Source organism: Shewanella maritima (assembly GCF_004295345.1).
GTDB lineage: Bacteria > Pseudomonadota > Gammaproteobacteria > Enterobacterales > Shewanellaceae > Shewanella > Shewanella maritima.
Genome location: NZ_CP036200.1, coordinates 2,692,772 through 2,715,366, shown reverse-complemented (window position 1 = coordinate 2,715,366; position 22,595 = coordinate 2,692,772). Strand labels below are relative to the sequence as shown.

Genomic DNA, 22,595 nt, shown 5'->3' with positions numbered 1-22,595 from the left:
CTAACTCAGCACTTAAAACTGATAACTGATTGACGCGCGAATATCACGACCCGCTTCTTTTAGACCGGCAACAATCCCCCAATCAGGAATACTGCTGTAATCACCGACACTTGAGTGATCACGGTAGTCTTCATCAAACAGGTTTTGTACCGCCAGATTAACCTTGAGACTGTCGTTGCTAAGTGGCGTCCACTGAGCGTAGACGTCATGCACCTGGTAACCGTCTTTATCTATGGTATAGGTACGATCAATCCAGCCGATGTCTACCGCGCGGTGCAGCACTTCGATGTTGTTTAGGTCTTGTACGTAGGTGAAGTTCCAACCGAATTCAATGTCATCGGTCAGCGTGTACTTAAGATTCAAGCCCCAGGTGTCACCACGGGCATTTGCTAAACCAATGTGCTCATAACCTTCAACAGTATGGCCGTTAATTTCTGCATCATTGTTACTGTAGTTAGCCATTATCCGTAGATCTTCAAACCAATATACGGCGCGCACTTCAAAACCTTTGGTTTCTAAGGTGCCAACATTCTCGTAGTAGGTACCCTGTCCAAGTTGATCCTGGATAACGTTATCAATGTCGCTCTTATAACCCGTAGCAGTGACCTGCCAGCTATCATCTTCATAGGTAATCGCGACCTCAGTGTTATCCACTTCTTCAGCTTTTAGGTTGGGGTCAAGCGAGCTGTAACCTGCCTCAACAGTGAATGCATCGCCAACTTCCTTGCCGCGCATCGCTTGTGCGTAGCCTGCATTAAAACGCCAGTTATCACTAATTTGATACTGCACACCAATGTTAGGACTAAAGCCATCGCTGTCGGTTTTAGCATCGTAAGTAATTTGCTCAAGGTCATATTTGTCGTAGCGCAAACCAAAACTTAGCAGTAAGTCTCGATTGATTTGCCAATGGTCTTGGGCATAAAACGCGGTAACTGAACCTTCTTCTTTAGCGCCGTCGCCACCGCCATCAACCAGAGGTTTTGAATGAACTTCATCCTTACGGTGCTCAACGCCATAAGTAATGGTGTGGTTACTTACGTAACTTTGGTTGCGAAGGTCAAAGCCGTAGGTAGTGACTTTACCTTGATACTTGCCCCAGCGGTCATAGACGTCTTGTACCACCTTAGCCTCGGTGTGATACGCACTTAAATCCAAATTGACAGCATCGTTTAGCTCAAACAGGTAGTTGGCCACAAAAGTGTCACGGGTAAGCTCAATCGGGTATAAGGTTGCCCCTTCTAACGCCGGCCAGTTAGGGCGCTGTGAAAACTCACCTTCCTCTTTGCGAGACTCGTAGCTAAAAGTAATCGATTGTGAGTCGGTGATGTCACCACCAAGTTTGAAATAACCTAGCTTTTGCTCACCTCCAGTGCCGTTAATTTCAACGCCACTGCCATCTTTCATGTTGTTGCGGTCTGAGTAAACGTAAGAGCCAAGCACGCCCCAATCGTCACCTAAGCGGCCATAAAGGGTTGCACTGCCTTTGTAGCCGTCATTGCTAAAGTAGTTACCTTTTAGCTGACCACCAAAGCTCTCACTTGAGTCCAGTAAGTCATCAACACCTTTGGTTTTAAAGCGGATTGCACCGCCTACCGCGCCAGCACCTGCAGTCGCTTCACCTGCACCAGCTTGCACTTCAACTTCACGCAGTAGTTCAGGATCAATCGAGACACGGCCCATGTGGTGGAATAAGGTACTGGTTTGCGGTGCGCCATCTACAGTGACATTTAATAGGGTATCTTCAAGGCCACGAATGTAGACCTTTTGCGCAATACCTAGCGAGCCACCCACAGACACTGATGGCACTAGGCGGAAAACATCGGCTAAGTCATTGGCTTGATACTTTTCAAGCTCTTGCGGAGTAATAACGGTATTTGTGGTTTTACCAACAATCGCAATAACCTCAACATCATCGAGATTATCTTCCTTGTCAGCTACCTCTTGAGCAACAGCTGTTTGCGCGCTAAGAGCGCACAGCACTGCCGCTGCCAGTGGTGCTAGGCGTTTGGTAGGAGAAGCTAAATATTCCGATATGTTCATGCGTTACCTATATTCCTTTAAATAATCCTCAAATGAGAATTATTGTTATTTAAAGGCGAGGTAACAGCGGTTTTACAAATTTTACACTTAGTTTAGCCAATACTTATAAACCTTTTGCGATGGGAAAGGTCATGCGCATTTGTAAACCGCCAAAGGAATGATTCGTTGCCACAACGCTTGCGCCTATGGCTGTGAGCTGCCTTTGGGCTAACGACAGCCCTAACCCAAAGCTATTGCCCGCACGCTCGCGAGACTTATCAACCCGAAAGAAGGGTTTAAATATTGCCGACAATAACTCTTCTGGTACACCAGGGCCTTGATCAAGAATATCTAACACCGCTTGCTGTTTGTCGCAAACAAGCTTTATTTGCACCACACCACCAGCAGGCGTGTAGCGCAGCGCGTTACGCAAAATGTTCTCGATAGCTTGCCCCGCAGCGCGGTGACTGGTGTTGTGTAACACAACTGAGTCTGGCAGTTCAGTGGTTATCTCACGGTCGGGGTACTCATAGCGTGCATCGGTAGTGATGACATCAATCAGATCAACCAGCTCCATTGATTCTTGTTGCAACTCAGGGCGCTCATTCTCAAGCCAGGCTAATGCCAAACTGTCTTCTACCAACTTGCGAATATGTTGTGACTCTCGCTCTATTCGCTGGCTATTTTCAGAAACAAATTCTTGCTTAAGTTGTTCGAGTGCAATATCTAAACGCGTTAACGGCGTACGTAGCTCATGGGACATATCAGCAATCAGCTGTCGCTGGCTAATAATTTGTTCGCTAATTCTCTCGGCCATTTGGTCAAAGCTAGTCGCAAGATCACCAAACTCATCACGACGCTGCCCCATTAGCTCGCGGGCACTTACGTCCAGCTGCCCACGGCTAAAGTTTCGCGTTGCTTTCTGTAATTGCGCCAGTGGCTTCATAATGTAGCGATACAAGAATATAGTGAGTAGGATCAGCAATATCGTCGGTACAATCACTTGCAGGGTTAACTCAACATAGCGCCAATAACCGCCAGGGCGCATACGCTCAGGTAACTGGATCAAAAAGCTGGCCTGCTTGTCTTTAAACGGCACTTCCATGGTTGGGTTTTCAGCAAAATACAGATGGATTTTCCAATCCACGCTGCGCCCCATGTTGTAACCATCGTAATAAGTGGCTCTCGTGGCATCACCGGCAATATGCTCGACCTCAAAGTCCACCACACTTACATAGGTGTCCTCTTGCTGCTTTAACTCGGCAAGCCACTGTTCAAGCTGCTCAATATCGCCAGCAAGATATAATTGCTCGGCGTGTTGCCCCCATTGTGTAATGGTATCGCGGTCAGCCTGAGCCAATAGGCTCATGCCCTCTTCCGTTTCAGAGGTGATCTGATCTATGAGATAAAACAAGGCCACCACGCCAGTGGCAATCACCAAACATAGCTTCCAAAACAGCTGCCGACTTAAATGGCTCATATAAAACAGTATCCTTTACCATGACTGGTTTGCAGTCGATCGCCTGGGCCGTCAACTTCGTTAAGTTTGCGCCGTACTCGGCTCAAATGCATATCAATACTGCGGTCATAAGCGCTAATACTGCGATTAAGTACACGTTGGTACAGATAGGCTTTACTGAGCACTTCACCTTGATTAGCCAGCAGCTCCCACAGTAATTTAAATTGGGTTGGAGTAAATTCCAGCGCTTGCCCAGCAACTGTCACCTGATGAGTCTTGCTGTTTAGTGTCAGCTCACCAAAACAAAGCTCGTCGCGATTAGACTCTTGGTTGGTTTGACTGCGCCTTAAAATGGCTTCAATACGCAACAATAGTTCGGTGGTATTAAATGGCTTGGCAACGTAATCATCTGCGCCCTGGCAAAAGCCAGCAATGCGTTCTTGCTCGGCATCTTTAGCGGTAACCATTACCACTGGGGTTTGGCAGGATTTTCTCAGCACTTTGAGCATGCTTAGTCCATCCATGACTGGCAGCATCACATCGAGCAAAATTAGCTGAAACTCTTTGCTAACGGCCTTAAGAAGTCCCGCTTCGCCGTCATAACTTTGCTCGACTTGATAACCTTGATTGGTTAACAGTTGTGATAGTTGCTCGTTTAATTCTTGATCGTCTTCAACAATAAGTACTCTTGTATTAGTGGCCAACATAGCTGTGACTCTCTTGTTATGGGTCGGTAGGTCGGGGTTAGCTCAGGAGTTGTTATTATGAAAAAGGTGCCACGAATGGCACCTCTATAATTTGCTGCTTAAAACGCCGCGCTTAAGGTCACGCTAAATTGGCGCGAACGACCAATCTGGTGCTGACCATAGCTGGTGCCTTTACCTAAATCATCAGCTTCAGAGAAGTAGTTTGAAATGTATTCCACATCAAACAGGTTCTTCACATCTGCGCGAATAGTGTAGGTGTCGTCCCAGGTGTATGAAGCGTTAGCGTTGACTAGTACGCGGGCATCGTTTTTAGGATCGCTATCAATGGCATATTTGTCTACATCCAATGATGTTTCCGGATCAAGGTAGGCATAGCTCTCGCCCTTGTAATTGGCATTAACGCCCACTTTGATACCATTATCAAAGTCATAGTTGGCTGCAATATTGGCTGTCCACTCAGGTGAATCAGCGAATGAACGACCAGCAAGATCCTTAACTTCACCCGTTCTTTGTACTACGTAATCGAATTTGTCGAACTCTGTCTTAGCTAAGCCCACACCTGCAATAATCGACAGCTGCTTGGTTGGGTAGTAAAACAGCTCAGTTTCAAAGCCTTTGATATTCGATTCACCTGCATTAACCGTTTGCGTATCAAACGATGCTTGTGACAATTGAATGGCGATTTGCTGATCTTGCCACTTGGTGTAGAACAAGTTGGCGTTAAGCATTAAGTCACCACCTTGCCACACTGAGCGATAAGATAGCTCGAAGTTATCTGTGTATTCAGGGTCATAGGTAAACACTTGCTGCTGCGCAATATTGGTGCCCACACCGCCAGAGCGATAACCACGCTGATAGATAAAGCTGGTAGTGACATCGTCACTAAAGTGGTAACTCAAACCCAGTTTTGGCAACCAAGCACTAAAGTCTGCCGACGCTTGAGGTTCAACTCCAGAGGCACTGGCTGCCATGCCATTTAGCGTGCCATTAATACCGGCAACGATTTGATCAAGTGGCGCGGGTACACTGGCAGGATCAGGCATGTTATTTAGAATTGAGTAATTGGCGTACGAGGCATTTTGTTGATCTTCACGGTCGTAACGCAGGCCAGCAAGCAGGTCAAACTGATCGGTTAGCTTCCACTTCAAATCTGCGAAAAGCGCCATCGTTTCAACTTTTTGCTCCATGCTGGAATCAAGGCCTAACATCACAGGGTCGATGTCTGGATACATAGGCACAATCATCGCGGCATATTCTGCTGGCAAACCAAAACCACCCAGCTCTGCTGGCGCAGTTAGTAATACTTCAAGCGGCGGTAGACCAAGGTCGGCGAACGATAAAAAGCGCTCACCAGCGGCTTTATCATCCACATCTAGTTTTGAGAAATATGCACCTGAAACCAACTGAATGTCGCTAGTTTGGTAAGTAAAGCGCAGCTCCTGGCTTAGCGTTTTGTCGTTGCGTACATATTGGCTATCAGCAACAACTTGAACTGGGGTCATATCGCCATCCCAGTTATAGCGGTACTCAGAATCGCTGTAGGTAGTGATGGAGTCAAACGTCCATTCATCGTTTATATCCCAGCTGATCTCTAGGTTATAAATATCAGTGTCGTTTTTCTCAAAAATGTGCGAGTTGTTCCAAACCGTGCGCTGAAACGGATCTTGACCGTAATCAAACAGCACCCACTGAGGGCCAAACTCAGATTTAGCGCGACTTGCAGTTAACAGCGCATCGACATTGTCAGTCGGTTCAAACAGCAATTTAGCGCGAAGGGTCTGGCTATCGGCATAGTTAGAGCCTTCATTACGAGTAATATTGTCGATATCACCATCGTATGCTGTATCTTCCACAGCAACACGAAATGCCAACATATCCTCGACAATCGCGCCGCCACCAGCAAACGCATATTCACGCTGACCATGCTCACCAAAACCGACTTTGGCTTTCGCACTGTACTCATAAGTTGGGTCTTGAGTGCGCATCATAATTGCGCCAGCTAACGCATTGCGACCTTGCAAGGTCGATTGCGGGCCACGGAACACCTCTACCTGTGATAAATCCCAAACGGATGTGGTACCACTGCGCACAACACGAAACGGCAGTGGTGCGCCGTCAAGATACACACTGGTTAAATATGAATTACCACCACCTGAAACGTTATCGTACGTAATGCCACGAATGGTAAAACCCTGATTAAAGTCACCAGAAAGGTTTGGCACCATGTTGTAAACGTCAGCCATATTCTGCACGTTTAGCTTATTCATCTCTTGTGCAGTGAGCACAGATACACTGTTAGGTGTTTCTTTAAGCGAGCGATCAATCTTTTGCCCTGTCACCACGATTTTTTCGATGTTTTCATTTACTTGTTCATCATCTGCCACCGCAGCATTGGCAACAAATCCCATCGCTAGCGCCAGGCTAATTGTAATTTTATTAAGTTCCATTTGAGTCACTTTTGGTAAAAGGTCCTAATCAAAGCCCACAGTCAATCAAAGCTACAGGCTCATAATTACTGCCTAGGACACCCATAGCAGCGATTGCAAATGTTAATCATTATCATTACACCTGTAAATAGAGATAAGCCTGGATGAAATAATTTTGTGAAAACACGCTAAAAATAGAAGTAAACCTAAACACCGCTTCGCTAGCTTTAAGCTCGGCACTCAGATGTAGCCTTTGCACTTAATGCTGCACCAAACCAAAAGCGTTAGAGGGAGTTGAGAGTAAAACAACTTTACATTGAGAATGATAATGATTATCGTTACAACTTTAACTAATACGGATATTAAACATGTTGGCTAAATTATTTACTGCTGGTGCACTTGCCCTAACCCTTTCAACTAACGCTTTTGCCGCTGAACACGAAGTTAAACTACTCACCGCTGATGCTGCTGGGCAAACCATGATTATGGAGCCTGGCTACCTAAAGATTGCCAAAGGCGACACGATAAAATTTACCCCTGCAGACCCAACCCACAATGTGGAGTCAATGGTTATTCCAGAGGGTGCTGAAGCGTTTAACGGGCCAATGGGACAACCATTTAGCGTAACTTTCAACAACGAAGGTGTTTATTTGTATAAGTGTACTCCGCACTTTGTCATGGGCATGCTTGGTGTCATTCAGGTTGATAATGCGGTCAACATTGATGATGTGAAGCAGCAGTGGACCACCATTGAACCAGGCGTAATGATGAATAAAGAGCGCATCGCACAATACCTTGAGCAAGCTCAATAGCCCGAGTTTAGGTTAAGTAACTTAGAGCTAAACTCGCAACTGCAATCCAAGCTAATTACTGTTAAGGAGTCTTTATGACGCAGTCATGTTCAGGATGCTTTCACAAAGACACAAGTCACGATTACCAATGGCAACTGTTGCTGATACAAGGCAATGAGTATTTTCAAAACCAGCAATGGCAACAAGCTGAGCAGCAATATAGTGAAGCATTTGACCTACTCGCCGCTCAGTTTGACGCACAACTAGGTAATGGCGACATCATGATGGCATGGATATGTACCTGCCATAACTTGTCCTCACTGTATGAAGCTTGGGGTCGACAGGACGACGCTCTGCGTTTTTTGCTTGCTCCCCACGAGCATTTACGTCAACTGATTGAGACTCTTGATTCTTCTGAGCAAATCCGTTTGACGTTAATGCGTGGTATATCGATAACCATCCCCGCAATTCAAGCATTTGCCACCAAATACCCGATATGCGAGGGCTGTATCGCGCTTTACCCATCGCTAAAAACAATTGTTGAGCAAACTAAGCACGTTATTCACTAAGGAAAAGGAGTCACCAGTGAGAGTTTTTGTATTAATCGTTTTATCCTTCTTACCCACTTTGGCTAGCGCTCACCCAGGGCATGATCATTCAAGCCCATACGCTGGGTTAGTTCATTTACTTTGGTTGGCACCAGTGATCATTGCTGCTGCACTGCTCCACAGCAAATCACGCAATAGCAAAAACAATCATTCAAACGAGCAACAATAGGAGCAATACTATGATGTATAAACTATTGGCTAAATTGGATGCGAAAAAGCCATTTAACCGCGCGTCAGCGCACTGTGATATACCTTGTAAAATCTATGATCCCAGCGCCGCGCAAATTGCTGTGTTGAGCATGATAAGAATGGTTGACCTATTGGATGAATTAACCGCTGCAGAAACACTTACCACTAAACAGCAAGCCACTTTCGCGCGCTTAGTTAACGAGAAAGAAGCCGAAGGCAAAAAGGTCAAAGAAGAAGTACTCGTCATCTGGGGCGACTACTTCAAAAAGCCTCAACTTGAGGCTTTTCCTGAGATCCACCAGCTAACTCACGAGATTATGCTTGCCACTTCATTCGCCAAGCAACATATCGACCGCGCCGCAACAGTTGAACTGCTTAACAAGGTTAATCGCTTCGCGGATATCTTTTGGCAAACTAAAGGGGTCAACACCTATACAGCGACTTGCCCATACCCACCAGCAGAGCAAGTTATCTACCCAGACCTAAAAGGCTAGCATTGTGTTTGGCTTTCGAATCTGGCGAGTAGACGGACAGAGCATGCTGCCGGCAATCCCTCCTGGCAGCTTTGCTTTGGTGCGCACCTGGTTCAACAAAGCCAAATTGAAACCGCAACAAAAGCTGCTAATCAAACATCGCCGCTTTGGTTACATAGTAAAGACCCTGGTCGACATTGATGCCGACGGCCAACTTTGGTGTCGCGGTGAAAACGATGCGAGTGTCACTATGGAGCAAATAGGTCACGTCAATCCCTCCCAAGTTTTAGGCCAAATTGTTTATATATTTAAGCCGAACTAATCTACTGACGCCTATTGCTACCTCCCCTCCCTCCTAGCATAACTAAATCACTAATTTTGATAACAATTATCATTTTTACATTAGAGGTTCAGGCTGCATTAAACCAATAAACTGAGAGTAAAATCACAGTAATTTTCAGCCTTCCACCTGTGCAACTTTTATTCAACACTGAGATCACAATCTGCTTAATAACTGCTCTACATCCACTATCAAAGGCGCATTATTAAATAGCCATAAAAAATATAAGGCTATTAAGGGTGATGAGTATGAAAAAGATATTCAAATATGCCATTCCAGCAATGCTTGGATTCAGCTGTTTTGCCAGCCAAGCCGCCTGGGACGACGATAAAGGATGTATGAGCTGTCATGAGGGGATTGAACAATTCTCTGATGTCGACATGATGGCAGACTTAACCTGTGTGGATTGCCATAACGGTAATGGCAAAGCCACAGATCAAAAAAAGGCGCACACAAACATGTGGGCCAACCCGACTGACTTACGAGTTGTTGATGAAACCTGTGGCTCATGCCACGCCGACGAAGTAGAAAAAGCTAAGACCTCAATCCACGCGACCATGTCAGGGATGATCTCAGGCACTCGCTACAACTTCGGCTCGCAAACTCGCGACTCCATCTACGCTACATACGATGTTAAAGCGCTGAAAACCGGCCGAGAAGGCACGGTAGCGAGTCTGAAGCAATTACCGAGCTACCATCCCAACAAACCAGAATCTGACACTAACTCACCAGGTGATGACTACCTCAGAAACCAATGTTTACGTTGCCATTTATGGAGTGATGGCCACCAGCGTGATGGCGACTACCGCGCCTCTGGCTGTGCAGCTTGTCACGTAGAATACAGCAATGCGGCTACCTATGAAGGTGGCGATAAAGCAATCGATAAAACCCAAAAAGATCGCCCAAGAAAACACAAGATGACCACTAAGGTATCGGTTGATCAATGTCAGCATTGTCACAACCGCGGTGGACGCACGGGTGTGAGCTACAAGGGTATGATGGAGTCAGATGGCTACGGCACACCTTATACAGAAACTGGTGGTAAACAAGGTAAGTTACATGGCAAGCACTACAACTTCTTAGAAGCTGATTTGCACTTTGATGCGGGCATGAGCTGTATCGATTGTCACACCAAAGACGAAATGCATGGCGACGGTTACCTGTATACCAAAAAGCATCTAGCAGTGGAGATCCGCTGTGAATCCTGCCACGGTAGCACCAAGTCAGATGCGACACTAAAAACCGCACGCGATAATCCGCTCAACAATGTAAAACGCGAGGGCACTAAAGTCATTCTTACCACTAAGAATGACGGTAAGCAGCTAGAAGTACCTCAGCTATTTGCTAACCCAAACCTTTCTAAAGAAGGTCAGGTCGCGATGGTGAAAATTGCTGGCCACATGGAAAAACTTGAATGCTCTACCTGCCACGCAGCCTGGGCGCCACAATGTTACGGTTGTCACGCAACCCAAAACGTTGGCAAACCAAACGGCGACTGGTTAGATGGTTCAAGTATCGATGAGTCTGCAAAAGGTAAAAAATCTAACCTGAATAAGAAAGCCTACAGCTGGAGTGAGTCACGCTCATACGTGCGCTGGGAAATGCCGGCACTGGGCATTAACAGCCGCGGCAAGGTATCCACCTTTGTACCAGGCTGTCAGGTATTTTTAACTCAGGTTGACGGTGAAAAGGCGTTAGTGAATAACAAGACTTACACTACCAAAGACGGCACCAGTGGATTGTCTCACAACCCGATTCAGCCGCATACCATGAGCAAGCGCTCACGCACCTGTGAAGAGTGTCACACCAACCCTAAAGTACTCGGCCTTGGCAGTGGTGTATACGACATTGAGCGCAACTTCCCAGAGGGACAAGCTCCAGCATTTGAGCTAGAGCGGTTTGTAGATGAAGATGGCAAGCAACTACAATCTACCTCACATGAAGGCGCACGCCCATTCAACAAACAAGAAATGGACAACATCCGCCGCGTCGGCTCATGCCTCGCCTGCCACGGCAGCGATGAAATCAATGCCAACGGCAAAGCGCCAGATGACATCACCCACATGAAAGTCATTCAGCGCATGGTAGAAAAAGCCAACTAACTATTAGCTATACAAGCCACCGGTTATAAAAGCTACTAGTTATACAAATCACTAGTTAGGCAAGTCAGAAAGCAAGCACCGTCAATCGGCGGTGCTTTTATTTTCAAAGGCCAAATTGGGTCAGAGTAAACCTTTAAACTACTGTTATTTAATAGGTTAATTTTGTTGGTTTATTACAAGTAACTTAGAAATATGATCAAGCAACAAGGCCGGTACTGCACTGGAATCTTCACTGCCCACACCTTTGCACTACTTTACTTAAACCGCACACTGTTTGACCTTGAAACGCATAAACTCATAAATGTGTTTAGCTTTTAGCCGCCAAGGATGCCGTTATGCAATACGCCAATACACTCTATTCTATCCCGCTAAAAACTATGGTCTGCCTGCTGGCGACCATTACCCTAAGCGCCTGTGCTAGCCAAAACCAGGCAGAAAATACCAAAGCGGTTAAAACTGTAAAAACCGTTAAAGTGGTTAAGGCCGCGCCAGCGCAAACCAAGGTTGTCACCGCGAAAGTCGTTACAGTGAAGCCAGTTAAGAAGAAGCCGGTTAACAATAAAGTGGCCAAGACAGTCACGCTAGTTCCTAAAAAGTACACAGTAGTTGAATTAGCAGAGCAGCATAATCGTAAAGATATCATCATAGTTAATCGGGTGATATCGCCCGCCAAACATAACCGACGCAGCTGTTGGCAGCATGGCAATCACTTTCATTGCAGTGCGTAGAAATCAAGGTCTAAAGAATATAAGCCGCAAACCAAATGGCAATTTGTAGCCAAGCAAGACAAACAGAAAAGCGACAAACGATGTCTGTGACGTATTTCGTCTCTGACATCCGCTTGCCGCAGACAAACCGCACTAATACTATGCCTGACGGTACTAAAGTAAATTAAGTACCCATCCTAATACTGTAAATGACAGCAGCAGTAAGCTAAACAACAAAGCAAGCAACTTCCATTGCATCACTTGTTTTAACATGATGAATTCAGGGAAGCTTGCCGCTACCGTGCTCATGCAGAATGCCATAGTAGTGCCAAGAGGGACGCCTTGAAGCAATAAGCTCTCCATTACGGGGATCACTCCTGTAGCATTGGCGTAGAGTGGGATCCCCATTAACGTGGCAACAGGCACTGACCACCATTGCCCTTCCCCTAAGTGTGACTCAAGCCACCCCGCTGGAACAAAGCCATGCAAAGCAGCTCCTAGACCAACACCAACTATGACCCACTTCCATACCCGAGAAAATATTTCCGAGGTTTCGGACTTTGCAAACTGGTGACGTTGCAACCAAGTCAATGCTGGTGCATCGGTTAAATGAGCTTGCTGCACGGCTTGCTTTTGTCCCATCCCATATGCCTTAGCCGCTAAAGGTTGCAACCAACGCTCCGCTCTTAATAGATCAAGCACTGCTCCACCAATCATACCGATTGCCATACCTGTCGCCACATAAATGAGCGTAACTTCCCATCCTAGTAAACTAAAAAGAAGCAGTATGGCGACTTCGTTGATCAGTGGTGAAGTGAGTAAAAAAGCCATAGTAATGCCAATCGGTATCCCTGCCGAAGTAAACCCCAGAAACACTGGAATACTTGAACAAGAGCAAAATGGCGTAATAGCCCCAAAACCAGAGCCAAGGGTATAACCAACAAATTTAGGTTTTCCCGCGAGGTATCCTCTGACTCGCTCAACATTCAGTGACGCGCGCAGCCAACCGATCGCATAAATCATGACAATCAATAGCGTAAAAATCTTAGTCGTGTCTTCAACAAAGAAGTGCAGTGCGGTACCAAATTGCGTCTGATTGGATAGCCCTAAAACTTCATAAACCAACCAATCAGCAAAGATAGAAAACCATACAAACATTGCTCTACCCCAACAACATAGGAACAATATAAAGCCAGCAATAGAAGCCGCCAGCGAGCAGGAATACACCTCCTGATGCCATGCGCGCAAGCATTTCAACCTGAGTCACTTTCTGATAAAAACTGGCAACTTTTAAACTTCCAAATTGCAATAACAGAGCAACCATCAACACAGGGATTGCCGTACCAAAGCCGTAAATACTTGGGATAAGTAAGCTAGACTGCTGTGCAATGATTAATGGCAGCAATGAAGCAAAAAACAAAGCTGCAGATGTAGGACAAAACGACAAGGCAAAAAGACTACCTAGTGATAAAGCCCCCAGCTTACCTTGACCAGCTAGCGATTTTTGAAGTCTATGAGATATAGACCAATTGCTTGTTGGCAGACTTATCCAACCCAAAAGGCACCCTCCAACCACGATTAAGATAGGTCCGATTATCACGTTCATTTGAGTTTGAAGAAAGCTAGACAACCTTGGAGCAGAAGTTGCTGTATATAGTAATAGTGCTGCCAACAAAATGTAGCTAAGCATTCTGCCAACGCAATAAAATAACCCCATTGAAATCGACTGTGCAGGCGTATCGACTTGCTTACTTAAAAATGACACCGCAGCAATATTACTTGCAAGCGGACAAGGTGATATGGAAGTGAGCACACCAAACCACAACGCGCTACTTAGCACGATAAACCACTCAGCCATGGGTAGATTTCTCTAAGTTGTGAGCTTGGATTTTAGCGCTATTGGTCGTTACAGATAGCTGATCAATTTCTTGATAAATATACTGAGTAAACTGTTCAGGCTGACTAATAAGATCCCAAACGCGATCGAGGCGGCTATATGCAACTACACCTCCCTGCTGCTCAATGGCTACCACTACTGAGCGAGTTATTAATTGAAAATCATCAATATAATGATCGTTACCTTCCTGCTCTAAGTTGACAATATTCAGTATCACTTTTTGCTGTTTAAGCTGTGATGAATAACCTGAATTAATTGATTTGTTGGTTAACTCTTCGATTCGTTTGCAAGAATAACAACGTGCATTGCCATGAAAGTAATACACATTCAGCACCTGATCTTCTTGTAATAAAAGTTTAGGAGTTTGAGTTGGAGCTGGATGAAGCAAAGTATCTGCATTAGCCACGACAACAGGCACAGCCGTACAAACTACGACTATCACCGGCAATATCCAAGCCGTTATACGATGAGATAAATTCATTAGTATCACCTTTTATAAGACAAAGCTGTCCCTTGAGCCTTTATGAGTGAAAGGCTTGAGGTCGATTAATTCATGGGAAAAGTGCGTTAATGGTGTAACGTAAAGGGAGGAGTTAGCCCGTTTGATTGATTAGCGTTTTAATTTCGTCAGCAGAAGGGATAACACCTGAACATACCACTTTGCCATCAATAACTATTGCGGGTGTCGACATCACTTCATAACCTAAAATAACTGCCATATCAGTCACTTTAGTCAGCTCAAACGTGACGCCTAACTCAGTGGCTACACTCTCAACCTCAGTAGCCAAGTTGCTACATTTTTTACATCCACTGCCTAGAATTTCAATTTTCATTTTAATGCCTCAATAAGTCTTCATAAGTGCTTCGCGAGTGGCTATTTGCAAGACAACAGCTCTGCATGTTTTGTCGCATTTTTTTCAATAACAGTCTCGACACAAGAAAACAGTTTCATTAAACATGGCGTTTCTAAACGGTAATAAACTTGCTTACCCTCACGGCGGCTACTAACAATTCCGGCATGCTTAAGCACCGAAAGATGTTTTGAAACCGTTGAAATATCGGCATCTGCACCATCAGTTAAATCGCACACACAATGCTCTTGTTGTTGTAACTTTTCTAGCAGCCACAACCGCGTTGGATGAGCGAGCGCTTTTAAAATCGCGGCTCGAGAGTCGAGTCGTAGTTGCTCCTGTTGATTCATGAAACTGCCTTTGTATAAGTGTCCGATATAAACATTTTGTCATTTGGCAAAATGACCAAATGAATGATAGATAGGATTCTAGTGTTATTTTGAAACTGGTTTTTTGATCTAGTTAACAAGTATCGATTTTCATCTCAATATCAAACGAGTTGATAAAAACAAAGTTACCTTCATCAAGATGTTGCAGCTAAAGTCAGCATGCTGCCTAATTGTGTTAAAAAACTAGAAAGCATTGTTTCAACTTAAAAATTCAATCCAATTTCATCATATAAACTTGTTTATCGATTGAAAAATAATGACTTTTATTGAATCCTACTGACTTAACTTTTACTAGTATCGGGTATTAGGGATGAGCCGATTTATTACGACATTAATATGTTGCTTGATGTTTGCTGCCCAAGTTCAAGCCACATCTACACAGAAGACTCTACAGCAGGTCGATTTAGTTAAGGTCGACAAGTCCGATCGGATTATGCAACTAGTCTCAAACAATCAAGTCGTACGTGAGTACAGTATCTCGCTTGGTGGACAACCACAGGGTCACAAGCAGCAAGAAGGCGATCAACGCACACCTGAAGGAAGCTACATTCTAGATTACAAAAAAGAAGACTCATCTTATTACCGCTCAATGCACGTCAGTTACCCCAACGCTAGCGATAAAGCCCGTGCGAAAGCTTTAGGTGTTTCGCCCGGTGGATTTATCATGGTTCATGGGCAACGCAACTATTTAGGCTGGCTTGCACCAATTATGCAACAGTTCGACTGGACTGATGGCTGTATTGCCCTTACCAACGCTGAAATGGATGAATTCATGGCGCTTGTGTCAGTCGGTACTGAGGTCCAAATTCAATGGTAAGCTGTTCTAGTTGCAACACCCTCTATGCTCAAACAACAATAGCAAAAACAACAATCGAGGAAAAACGATGAAACAGCTATTAGCCACAATCATTAGCGCGCTAGTTTGCGTTGCATCTCTAGCAGGTACACCGGCAGCTGCAAACACCTTAACTGCCTATCAAAGTTTACCAAACGGCTGGCGCACTGAAGTTATCCCATTCCCACTCGATTTTGCGCCAAATATCGAGCTTGAAGGTGTTGAAGAGCTGGTGTTTGCACCAGGAATGTATGACGCCACTAAACAAGATTTTTTCAGCTATGCCTTTGTTTGGGCGATAAAGCCACAAGCACTTGAACAAACGCGCATGCATGATGAGCTACATCGATATTATCTCGGTTTATATCAGGCAGTATCTGGTCAAAAGCAGGCTAGTACCAACTCAGTCAAAATTAGCTTCTCCGTTTACGAGTCAGACAATCGCTATCATGGCCATATCGATTGGATTGAACCTTTCGTGACGAACAAGCCACAAAGAGTGCTATTTGAAGCGCATAAATTGGAGTGTCGCGACAAGGAAGAAACACGTTGGTATTTTGTGGCATCACCACAAGAGAAAGATCATCAGATTTGGCAGCAGCTTAGAGGGCTGAAAACAACAAAATGTTAGTTCTAAATGGCATTATCTACACATAAGGCCATTGATGGCATGGATGCCACCGTTGAGCATTCAGGGATGAACTGGCCGCGAGTCTTAGGTGTAGATATTGCGGCGATACACCAACCACCCATAAAAAATGCCAGCTTTCGCTGGCATTTTATTTCGATTAAAGAAAGTGCTTTGCAAAACAGTTTCAGCGAATTAAAAGTCATCTTATCAACTTTATACCTGCTCGACTCAAAAGGAATTTAAGTAAATCATACAGCCTCTAATTGCTTTGCCTTTTTTGCAATAAGTGTAGCGTAAGCATTTGATAACATAAGAGCAGGTACCTTCATAAAACTAACTGAAATAACAATCATCATCAGAGGATCTGCATAAACGCTTAGTTCAGCCCAAGGTGTTAACGATATTGACCAGGCCAGAGTAAACCCCACTAAAACCCCAAAACTGATAACGGCATCCATCTTCCACTGCACAATTTCAACACCAATGAGCTTTGAGCCTTTTGATTTATGCTGCCTAGATAAATATAACCAGGCAAGGCAACAACCAACTAGGTTAAGCACCCCGAATATAACTGCCACGGAAGCGTTTACCGGCCTTCCTCCTGCCAGCATTGCACTCACTGCAGAGTACAAAGATATCAGCAGCAGCCCCAATAAAACTGAAGCTTTTATAACAATAACCACTGCTTCAACTTTTGTCCGACCATGTTTAGCAAGCTGACTACTTGGCTTTTTCAACTGGCTTGCTGCGACTAGTGACAATAAAGTTAACAGTAAGCCTACTAAGGAATAAGCACCATCAAACATGATAACGGTAGACCCAACGATAATGCCAAATACAACACCTCCAACGGCAAAACCGGAAGAAACTACTGCAGAAACAGAAAGTAACCTGAATTCACTTGTATTTGATGAGTAAGACATACATAAACCTTATGTGAGAAAGCCGTTGGGACTGGTTGATAATTATCCAGTCCCTTACAAAAGCAGCAATCCATACATAAGGTCGTGCGATTAACCTACAACGACAAAAAGTAAAAAAGATCTAAATATCAAAAATTTACAAAGCAAACTAAGTGTCAACATTCTTGACGCTGACTGACGGTAGATATAATTGGAAGTGAGATATTGTCGGGGATTAGGTATCTTGAAAGCTCAAAATGAAAAAATATAGTCACTTAGCTCATCAGCAAGCCATACCATTGCAGGGTGCTTCGGCATACCCGCTACCGTAAACATGCAATAATCACTTTGTGTCAAACCATAAGTATGTTTGATTACATATAAAGATTGCTCTCGGAGCAGTTGACGGATAAGTGGCTCAGGTAGCACCCCCAAGCCCTTCCACCAGAAATGGTTTTCAGCATAAATTCGAAGGACGAATAACCAATATATTTAAGTGAGAATGGCTGTAACTCGGGGTTATCTTTCTCATTAAGATAAGTAAGCAATACTTGCATTTGCTCTCGAAGCATTTGATCAGAAACACGTGGGAATTTCGCTAATTGATGATCACTGCTACATACCGACATCATTCTGATCTTTCCAAGAGGCTGATAAGTCATGCTTGGCTCATCAATAGCTTCAAAATCAACGCCAAATGCATAATCAACCTGCCCACGCTCAACTAAGTCTGCGAGATCTCCTGAAGATGCAAGAACCACATTAAATGAGGTTGCAGGATAAGTTTTATCTAGCTTGAGTGTTAATTCTTGCCAGAGCTCATCGGGAAGGGAATCATCATGAGCAATCCATATTTCGCTAGCAAACTCACCATTAACCTGAGAACAAATCTGTCGAATACGCCCTGACGTGATCAGTAGGTACTCACAATCTTTGTAGATAGCTTTACCCGCTTCAGACACCACCACGTTGTTGCCGGCCCGCACAAATAAGGCTGTGCCTAAATCTTTCTCTAATGCTTTGATAGCCATACTCAACTTGGTTCGGTTACATTCAAGTTTTCTTGCCGCAGCTGAAACTGAGCCTGTATCGACAACCGCGCAAAATGCTTCAATTTGAGAGAGATTCATCGTTGAAATTTCATGGTCAGAACAAGAAAAAATCATAGCATGACGAATGATGGATACCCAAGTTTCGAAACGATTTCACATAAAAAAGGCCAGCTATTTAGCTGGCCTTTTAGTTGGTGTGTTAACCATTATCTTGGGTGATTACACCGCTGATTGGAAAATCACATTATCTGCTTTGTCTGTGTACGACTTAATCTCATCAAAGTTGAGGTAACGGTACGTGTCAGCTGCTGTCGCATCTAACTCTTTGGCGTACTCTTGATACTCTGCTGGTGATGGTAGGCGACCTAGCAGAGCAGCAACTGCAGCTAGTTCAGCCGATGCTAGATATACGTTAGCACCTGTACCTAGACGGTTCGGGAAGTTACGTGTAGATGTAGAAACTACGGTTGAGTTCTCTGCAACACGTGCCTGGTTACCCATACATAGTGAACAACCAGGGATCTCAATACGCGCACCGACACGGCCGAAGATTGCGTAGTAACCCTCTTCAGTTAGCTGGTCTTTATCCATCTTAGTTGGCGGCGCAATCCATAGACGCGTAGGCAGTGTCTTAGCGAACTTGTCTAGCATCTTACCTGTTGCACGGAAGTGACCGATGTTAGTCATACAAGAACCAACGAATACTTCGTCAATCTTAGTATCAACTACAGATGAAAGCAGTACTGCATCATCCGGATCGTTTGGTGCACATAGGATTGGTTCTTTGATTTCGTTCAAATCAATTTCAATCACTTCTGCGTACTCAGCGTCGCTGTCAGCTTCCATTAACTCTGGGTTAGCAATCCACTCTTGCATCGCTTTAATACGACGCTCAATAGTACGGCGGTCGCCATAACCTTCGCTGATCATCCACTTCAACATCACGATGTTAGAGTTTAGGTATTCGATGATTGGCTCTTTATCTAGCTTGATAGTACAACCTGCTGCACTACGCTCAGCTGATGCATCAGAAAGCTCGAATGCTTGCTCAACTTTCAGGTGCTCTAGACCTTCAATCTCTAGTACGCGACCAGAGAATGCGTTGATCTTACCTTTCTTCTCAACCGTTAGCAGACCTAACTCAATCGCTTTGTGCGGGATTGCATGTACTAGGTCACGTAGTGTGATACCAGGCTGCATTTCACCTTTAAAGCGAACAAGGATTGACTCAGGCATATCCAGTGGCATTACACCTGTCGCCGCTGCGAAAGCAACTAGACCAGAACCAGCTGGGAATGAGATACCTAATGGGAAACGAGTATGCGAGTCACCACCCGTACCTACGGTATCAGGTAGAAGCATACGATTTAACCAAGAGTGAATTACACCATCACCTGGGCGAAGTGATACACCGCCACGGTTCATGATGAAGTCAGGTAATGTTTGGTGAGTATTCACGTCAACAGGCTTAGGGTAAGCCGCTGTGTGACAGAATGACTGCATGGTTAAATCAGCACTAAAGCCTAGACATGCTAAGTCTTTTAACTCGTCACGTGTCATTGGGCCTGTGGTATCTTGCGAGCCAACAGAGGTCATCTTAGGCTCACAGTATTGACCAGGGCGAATACCTGTTACGCCACATGCTTTACCCACCATCTTCTGTGCAAGCGTGTAACCTTTGCCAGTATCAGCAACGTCACCTGAGCGGATAAATACTTCAGAAACACCAAGACCTAAGGTCTCGCGTGCACGGTCTGTTAAACCACGACCAATGATGAGTGGGATACGGCCACCAGCACGTACTTCATCAAGTAGCACGTCAGTTTTTAGCTCAAACGTAGAGATAACTTCGCCAGTGCTGTTTGACTTAACCACACCTTCGTATGGGTAGATGTCGATTACATCACCCATGTTCATTTTGCTTACGTCTAGCTCGATTGGCAGTGCACCAGCATCTTCCATGGTGTTGAAGAAGATAGGCGCGATTTTGCCACCTAAACAGAAACCACCCGCGCGCTTGTTAGGTACATTAGGGATATCATCACCCATGAACCAAAGCACTGAGTTAGTTGCTGATTTACGCGAAGAACCTGTACCCACTACGTCACCGACGTAAACCAGTGGGTGACCTTTTTCTTTCAGTGATTCAATTTCTTTAATTGGACCAACAACGCCTGCTTCATCTGGCACGATACCGTCACGGGCATTTTTTAGCATAGCCAATGCGTGCAGTGGGATATCTGGGCGAGACCATGCATCTGGTGCAGGAGATAAATCATCGGTGTTAGTTTCACCGGTAACCTTGAATACGGTTAAGGTGATTTTTTCAGCTAGTTTAGGGCGGTTTAGGAACCACTCAGCTTCTGCCCATGAAGTTACGATTTGCTTAGCAAAATCGTTACCCGCTTGCATTTTTTCAACCACATCGTGGTATGCATCAAACATCAGAAGAGTGTTTGATAGTGCTTTAACAGCAAGTGGGGCAAGTGCATCATTATCTAGTTGGGCAATAAGTGGCTCAATGTTGTAACCACCTTGCATAGTGCCAAGTAATTCAACTGCACGGTCTGCAGAAAGAATTGGTGAACTCACCTCACCTTTGGCAACGGCATCAAGGAATGCTGCTTTTACGTAAGCGGCTTCGTCAACACCAGGGGGAATACGATTTTCTAACAGATTAAGGATCTCTGCTTCTTCACCAGCAGGTGGATTCTTAACTAACTCTACTAAATCAGCCACTTGTTGGGCATCGAGTGGCTTAGGGACTACCCCTTCTGCAGCACGTTCTTCGACGTGTTTACGATATGCTTCTAGCACGGCAACATTCCTCTTTGTTTTGCGCCTTACGGCGAAACCCAGTGCGTCTTCAATGTCGCACCGACAATTCCACAGGTTCGGGCTTGAAATCCGAGCCACAGTATACTACAGCTTTACAAAAGTATGAATCAGATCACACTCCCGAGATACGTGATTTCAGCATGTTTTTTACATCGAAGCGGTAAATTAACATTGCCAAGGCTCTGCAAAAATTAGACGATAGTTTAAAACACATTAAAAACCATTTAAAAACAAAAGCCTAAATGGTTATTCAGATTTAAATTCATCCTGGCTAACATGGATGAATAAACATCATATTATTTTTAAAAAATGATCATTATTTTGCTCTAACATAGAACCTATCCGACCAAGGTCTACATTAGGGCCTGCTGACCTTTCAAGATTATTTTTGCAGCAGCTTGTTGGAAATTTATACAAGGCAACGGCTTTGATGTGTGGTTGTTCCACATGATAAGTCGTTAACACAGTAGAAATGACAACAAGCGCTGCCTGAAAGGTTCGTTTAAAAGCACTTTACTCTTTGTTGTGAGCGAATTTGTGTAGGTGACTAGACGTCATCGCTCACGCCGCGATTAAAGTGCTTTTAATTCGAACAAATTCTAATCAGCAAAGATCAACAGGCCCTGGCAACAGTGAATAAATATAGGAAAACCATGAATATTCAAGCAATCATATTCGATATGGATGGCGTCATTATTGACTCTGAACCTGCATGGCAAGCTGCCGAATTAGTTGTGTTTAATCAACTAGGGCTTAATCTGTCAGCCACAGATGTGGAGCAGACCATTGGCTTTCGAATTGATCAAGTGGTGGACTATTGGTTTCAGCGTAAACCCTGGCCAAATTACGACAACGCCAAAACTGCCAGAGATATTGCCAGTAAGGTGGTTGAGTTTATTGAGTCAGATGGCAAAGCGCTGCCGGGGATTGTTGATGCGATAAAATGGGGCCGAGAGCATGGCTTAAAAGTCGGTCTTGCCACCTCTTCCCCCAACTATATTATTGATGCCGTGTTAAGCAAACTTGAGCTAACCGATGCATTCGATGCCATTGAATCAGCCGAGCATTTAGCCCTTGGTAAACCACACCCAGAGGTTTACCTAAACTGTGCTAACGCTTTAGGCATTAAGCCAGAAGCTTGTGTCGCCATTGAAGACTCATTTAACGGGTTAATTGCCGCCACTTCAGCCAGAATGCAGACCGTAATTATTCCAGAGCCGCGTTTTGCTAACGACCCAAGATGGGTCATCGCCCATCACCAACTGACCGACGCCACTAGCATTGCTGCGACCTTGGGTGAAAATAGTAGAGATGAATAGCACAAGAAAAACTAACCTAGCTAAATCAAAAAGCTCGCTGAGCGATAACATAAAAAAGGG

Annotated in this window: 23 protein-coding genes; 11 read left to right on the top strand and 12 right to left on the bottom strand. The window is 44.7% G+C overall.

Translation table 11 applies throughout. The features are described 5' to 3' along the window. Window positions 1–12: 12 nt before the first annotated feature. The 4 genes from EXU30_RS11650 to EXU30_RS11635 form a co-directional block, all read right to left on the bottom strand. Window positions 13–2,040, bottom strand: a complete 2,028-nt coding sequence (locus EXU30_RS11650; protein ID WP_130600236.1) for a TonB-dependent receptor plug domain-containing protein — start codon at window positions 2,038–2,040, stop codon at window positions 13–15. A gap of 103 nt (window positions 2,041–2,143) precedes the next feature. Beyond that, on the bottom strand, window positions 2,144–3,499 hold the full coding sequence (locus EXU30_RS11645) for a sensor histidine kinase (protein WP_130600234.1): 1,356 nt from the start codon (window positions 3,497–3,499) through the stop codon (window positions 2,144–2,146). Then, a complete protein-coding gene (locus EXU30_RS11640) occupies window positions 3,496–4,185 on the bottom strand; it encodes a response regulator transcription factor (protein WP_130600232.1) in 690 nt (229 codons plus the stop codon). The genes EXU30_RS11645 and EXU30_RS11640 overlap by 4 nt, the downstream gene beginning before the upstream one ends. 98 nt (window positions 4,186–4,283) lie before the next feature. Continuing rightward, the gene (locus EXU30_RS11635; protein WP_130600230.1) at window positions 4,284–6,632 is read right to left on the bottom strand and encodes a TonB-dependent receptor; all 2,349 of its coding nucleotides are present in this window, start codon (window positions 6,630–6,632) and stop codon (window positions 4,284–4,286) included. A gap of 347 nt (window positions 6,633–6,979) precedes the next feature. Between EXU30_RS11635 and EXU30_RS11630 the strand changes: the two genes are divergently transcribed. From EXU30_RS11630 to EXU30_RS11600, 7 genes are all read left to right on the top strand, one after another. Continuing rightward, window positions 6,980–7,423: a pseudoazurin gene (locus tag EXU30_RS11630; RefSeq protein WP_130600228.1), complete on the top strand. Its 444-nt coding sequence runs from the start codon at window positions 6,980–6,982 to the stop codon at window positions 7,421–7,423. Between the two features lie 74 nt (window positions 7,424–7,497). Then, window positions 7,498–7,971, top strand: coding sequence for a hypothetical protein (locus tag EXU30_RS11625; RefSeq protein WP_130600226.1), 474 nt, complete (start codon window positions 7,498–7,500; stop codon window positions 7,969–7,971). 16 nt (window positions 7,972–7,987) lie between these two features. After that, entirely contained in the window at window positions 7,988–8,179 is a 192-nt protein-coding gene (locus EXU30_RS11620) for a hypothetical protein (RefSeq protein WP_130600224.1), read from the top strand. A gap of 10 nt (window positions 8,180–8,189) precedes the next feature. Further along, window positions 8,190–8,693 (top strand): superoxide dismutase, Ni, encoded by a 504-nt coding sequence (sodN, locus tag EXU30_RS11615; protein ID WP_130600222.1) that lies wholly within the window; start codon window positions 8,190–8,192, stop codon window positions 8,691–8,693. Between the two features lie 4 nt (window positions 8,694–8,697). Further along, complete coding sequence (locus tag EXU30_RS11610) at window positions 8,698–8,994, top strand: S24/S26 family peptidase (protein ID WP_130600220.1); 297 nt, start codon at window positions 8,698–8,700, stop codon at window positions 8,992–8,994. 266 nt (window positions 8,995–9,260) lie between these two features. Then, on the top strand, window positions 9,261–11,114 hold the full coding sequence (locus EXU30_RS11605; RefSeq protein WP_130600218.1) for a multiheme c-type cytochrome: 1,854 nt from the start codon (window positions 9,261–9,263) through the stop codon (window positions 11,112–11,114). Between the two features lie 335 nt (window positions 11,115–11,449). Beyond that, on the top strand, window positions 11,450–11,842 hold the full coding sequence (locus EXU30_RS11600) for a hypothetical protein (RefSeq protein ID WP_130600216.1): 393 nt from the start codon (window positions 11,450–11,452) through the stop codon (window positions 11,840–11,842). A gap of 153 nt (window positions 11,843–11,995) precedes the next feature. On the opposite strand, the gene EXU30_RS11595 is transcribed toward EXU30_RS11600, so the two are convergent. The 5 genes from EXU30_RS11595 to EXU30_RS11575 all read right to left on the bottom strand — a co-directional run bounded on the left by EXU30_RS11595 (window position 11,996) and on the right by EXU30_RS11575 (window position 14,919). Further along, window positions 11,996–12,979, bottom strand: coding sequence for a permease (locus EXU30_RS11595; protein ID WP_130600214.1), 984 nt, complete (start codon window positions 12,977–12,979; stop codon window positions 11,996–11,998). A gap of 4 nt (window positions 12,980–12,983) precedes the next feature. Next, complete coding sequence (locus EXU30_RS11590; RefSeq protein WP_130600212.1) at window positions 12,984–13,679, bottom strand: aromatic aminobenezylarsenical efflux permease ArsG family transporter; 696 nt, start codon at window positions 13,677–13,679, stop codon at window positions 12,984–12,986. Continuing rightward, window positions 13,672–14,199, bottom strand: coding sequence for a nitrophenyl compound nitroreductase subunit ArsF family protein (locus tag EXU30_RS11585; RefSeq protein WP_130600210.1), 528 nt, complete (start codon window positions 14,197–14,199; stop codon window positions 13,672–13,674). The genes EXU30_RS11590 and EXU30_RS11585 overlap by 8 nt, the downstream gene beginning before the upstream one ends. Window positions 14,200–14,311: 112 nt before the next feature. Then, window positions 14,312–14,551, bottom strand: coding sequence for a thioredoxin family protein (locus EXU30_RS11580; protein ID WP_130600208.1), 240 nt, complete (start codon window positions 14,549–14,551; stop codon window positions 14,312–14,314). Between the two features lie 41 nt (window positions 14,552–14,592). Next, the gene (locus EXU30_RS11575; RefSeq protein WP_130600206.1) at window positions 14,593–14,919 is read right to left on the bottom strand and encodes an ArsR/SmtB family transcription factor; all 327 of its coding nucleotides are present in this window, start codon (window positions 14,917–14,919) and stop codon (window positions 14,593–14,595) included. 472 nt (window positions 14,920–15,391) lie between these two features. On the opposite strand from EXU30_RS11575, the gene EXU30_RS11570 reads away from it, so the two are divergent. From EXU30_RS11570 to EXU30_RS11560, 3 genes are all read left to right on the top strand, one after another. Beyond that, entirely contained in the window at window positions 15,392–15,775 is a 384-nt protein-coding gene (locus EXU30_RS11570) for a L,D-transpeptidase family protein (RefSeq protein WP_341274625.1), read from the top strand. Window positions 15,776–15,842: 67 nt separating this feature from the next. Beyond that, a complete protein-coding gene (locus tag EXU30_RS11565; protein ID WP_130600202.1) occupies window positions 15,843–16,424 on the top strand; it encodes a hypothetical protein in 582 nt (193 codons plus the stop codon). Window positions 16,425–16,430: 6 nt separating this feature from the next. Then, window positions 16,431–16,667 carry a hypothetical protein gene (locus EXU30_RS11560; RefSeq protein WP_130600200.1) on the top strand — a complete coding sequence of 79 codons (237 nt, stop codon included), beginning with the start codon at window positions 16,431–16,433 and terminating at the stop codon, window positions 16,665–16,667. A gap of 5 nt (window positions 16,668–16,672) precedes the next feature. Here EXU30_RS11560 and EXU30_RS11555 read toward each other — a convergent pair whose 3' ends face one another. From EXU30_RS11555 to acnB, 3 genes are all read right to left on the bottom strand, one after another. Beyond that, window positions 16,673–17,347 (bottom strand): cation efflux transmembrane domain-containing protein, encoded by a 675-nt coding sequence (locus tag EXU30_RS11555; RefSeq protein WP_130600198.1) that lies wholly within the window; start codon window positions 17,345–17,347, stop codon window positions 16,673–16,675. A 353-nt stretch (window positions 17,348–17,700) separates the two neighbouring features. Continuing rightward, window positions 17,701–18,492 carry a LysR family transcriptional regulator gene (locus tag EXU30_RS11550; protein ID WP_207234064.1) on the bottom strand — a complete coding sequence of 264 codons (792 nt, stop codon included), beginning with the start codon at window positions 18,490–18,492 and terminating at the stop codon, window positions 17,701–17,703. Between the two features lie 105 nt (window positions 18,493–18,597). Beyond that, entirely contained in the window at window positions 18,598–21,195 is a 2,598-nt protein-coding gene (gene acnB, locus EXU30_RS11545; protein ID WP_130600196.1) for a bifunctional aconitate hydratase 2/2-methylisocitrate dehydratase, read from the bottom strand. A 674-nt stretch (window positions 21,196–21,869) separates the two neighbouring features. Here acnB and hxpB point away from each other — a divergent pair. Then, complete coding sequence (gene hxpB / locus EXU30_RS11535) at window positions 21,870–22,535, top strand: hexitol phosphatase HxpB (RefSeq protein ID WP_130600194.1); 666 nt, start codon at window positions 21,870–21,872, stop codon at window positions 22,533–22,535. The last annotated feature ends 60 nt before the right edge of the window (window positions 22,536–22,595 follow it).

Bases quoted from the DNA above. Each gene is read 5' to 3' on its own strand.
- EXU30_RS11640 (WP_130600232.1), bottom strand. From the start codon at position 4,185: ATGTTGGCCACTAATACAAGAGTACTTATTGTTGAAGACGATCAAGAA.
- EXU30_RS11575 (WP_130600206.1), bottom strand. From the start codon at position 14,919: ATGAATCAACAGGAGCAACTACGACTCGACTCTCGAGCCGCGATTTTA.
- EXU30_RS11625 (WP_130600226.1), top strand. From the start codon at position 7,498: ATGACGCAGTCATGTTCAGGATGCTTTCACAAAGACACAAGTCACGAT.
- EXU30_RS11600 (WP_130600216.1), top strand. From the start codon at position 11,450: ATGCAATACGCCAATACACTCTATTCTATCCCGCTAAAAACTATGGTC.
- EXU30_RS11585 (WP_130600210.1), bottom strand. From the start codon at position 14,199: ATGAATTTATCTCATCGTATAACGGCTTGGATATTGCCGGTGATAGTC.
- sodN (WP_130600222.1), top strand. From the start codon at position 8,190: ATGATGTATAAACTATTGGCTAAATTGGATGCGAAAAAGCCATTTAAC.
- EXU30_RS11595 (WP_130600214.1), bottom strand. From the start codon at position 12,979: ATGTTTGTATGGTTTTCTATCTTTGCTGATTGGTTGGTTTATGAAGTT.
- EXU30_RS11630 (WP_130600228.1), top strand. From the start codon at position 6,980: ATGTTGGCTAAATTATTTACTGCTGGTGCACTTGCCCTAACCCTTTCA.
- hxpB (WP_130600194.1), top strand. From the start codon at position 21,870: ATGAATATTCAAGCAATCATATTCGATATGGATGGCGTCATTATTGAC.
- EXU30_RS11635 (WP_130600230.1), bottom strand. From the start codon at position 6,632: ATGGAACTTAATAAAATTACAATTAGCCTGGCGCTAGCGATGGGATTT.
- EXU30_RS11565 (WP_130600202.1), top strand. From the start codon at position 15,843: ATGAAACAGCTATTAGCCACAATCATTAGCGCGCTAGTTTGCGTTGCA.
- EXU30_RS11550 (WP_207234064.1), bottom strand. From the start codon at position 18,492: ATGATTTTTTCTTGTTCTGACCATGAAATTTCAACGATGAATCTCTCT.
- EXU30_RS11590 (WP_130600212.1), bottom strand. From the start codon at position 13,679: ATGGCTGAGTGGTTTATCGTGCTAAGTAGCGCGTTGTGGTTTGGTGTG.
- EXU30_RS11555 (WP_130600198.1), bottom strand. From the start codon at position 17,347: ATGTCTTACTCATCAAATACAAGTGAATTCAGGTTACTTTCTGTTTCT.
- EXU30_RS11560 (WP_130600200.1), top strand. From the start codon at position 16,431: ATGGCATTATCTACACATAAGGCCATTGATGGCATGGATGCCACCGTT.
- EXU30_RS11605 (WP_130600218.1), top strand. From the start codon at position 9,261: ATGAAAAAGATATTCAAATATGCCATTCCAGCAATGCTTGGATTCAGC.
- EXU30_RS11645 (WP_130600234.1), bottom strand. From the start codon at position 3,499: ATGAGCCATTTAAGTCGGCAGCTGTTTTGGAAGCTATGTTTGGTGATT.
- EXU30_RS11570 (WP_341274625.1), top strand. From the start codon at position 15,392: ATGCAACTAGTCTCAAACAATCAAGTCGTACGTGAGTACAGTATCTCG.
- EXU30_RS11650 (WP_130600236.1), bottom strand. From the start codon at position 2,040: ATGAACATATCGGAATATTTAGCTTCTCCTACCAAACGCCTAGCACCA.
- EXU30_RS11580 (WP_130600208.1), bottom strand. From the start codon at position 14,551: ATGAAAATTGAAATTCTAGGCAGTGGATGTAAAAAATGTAGCAACTTG.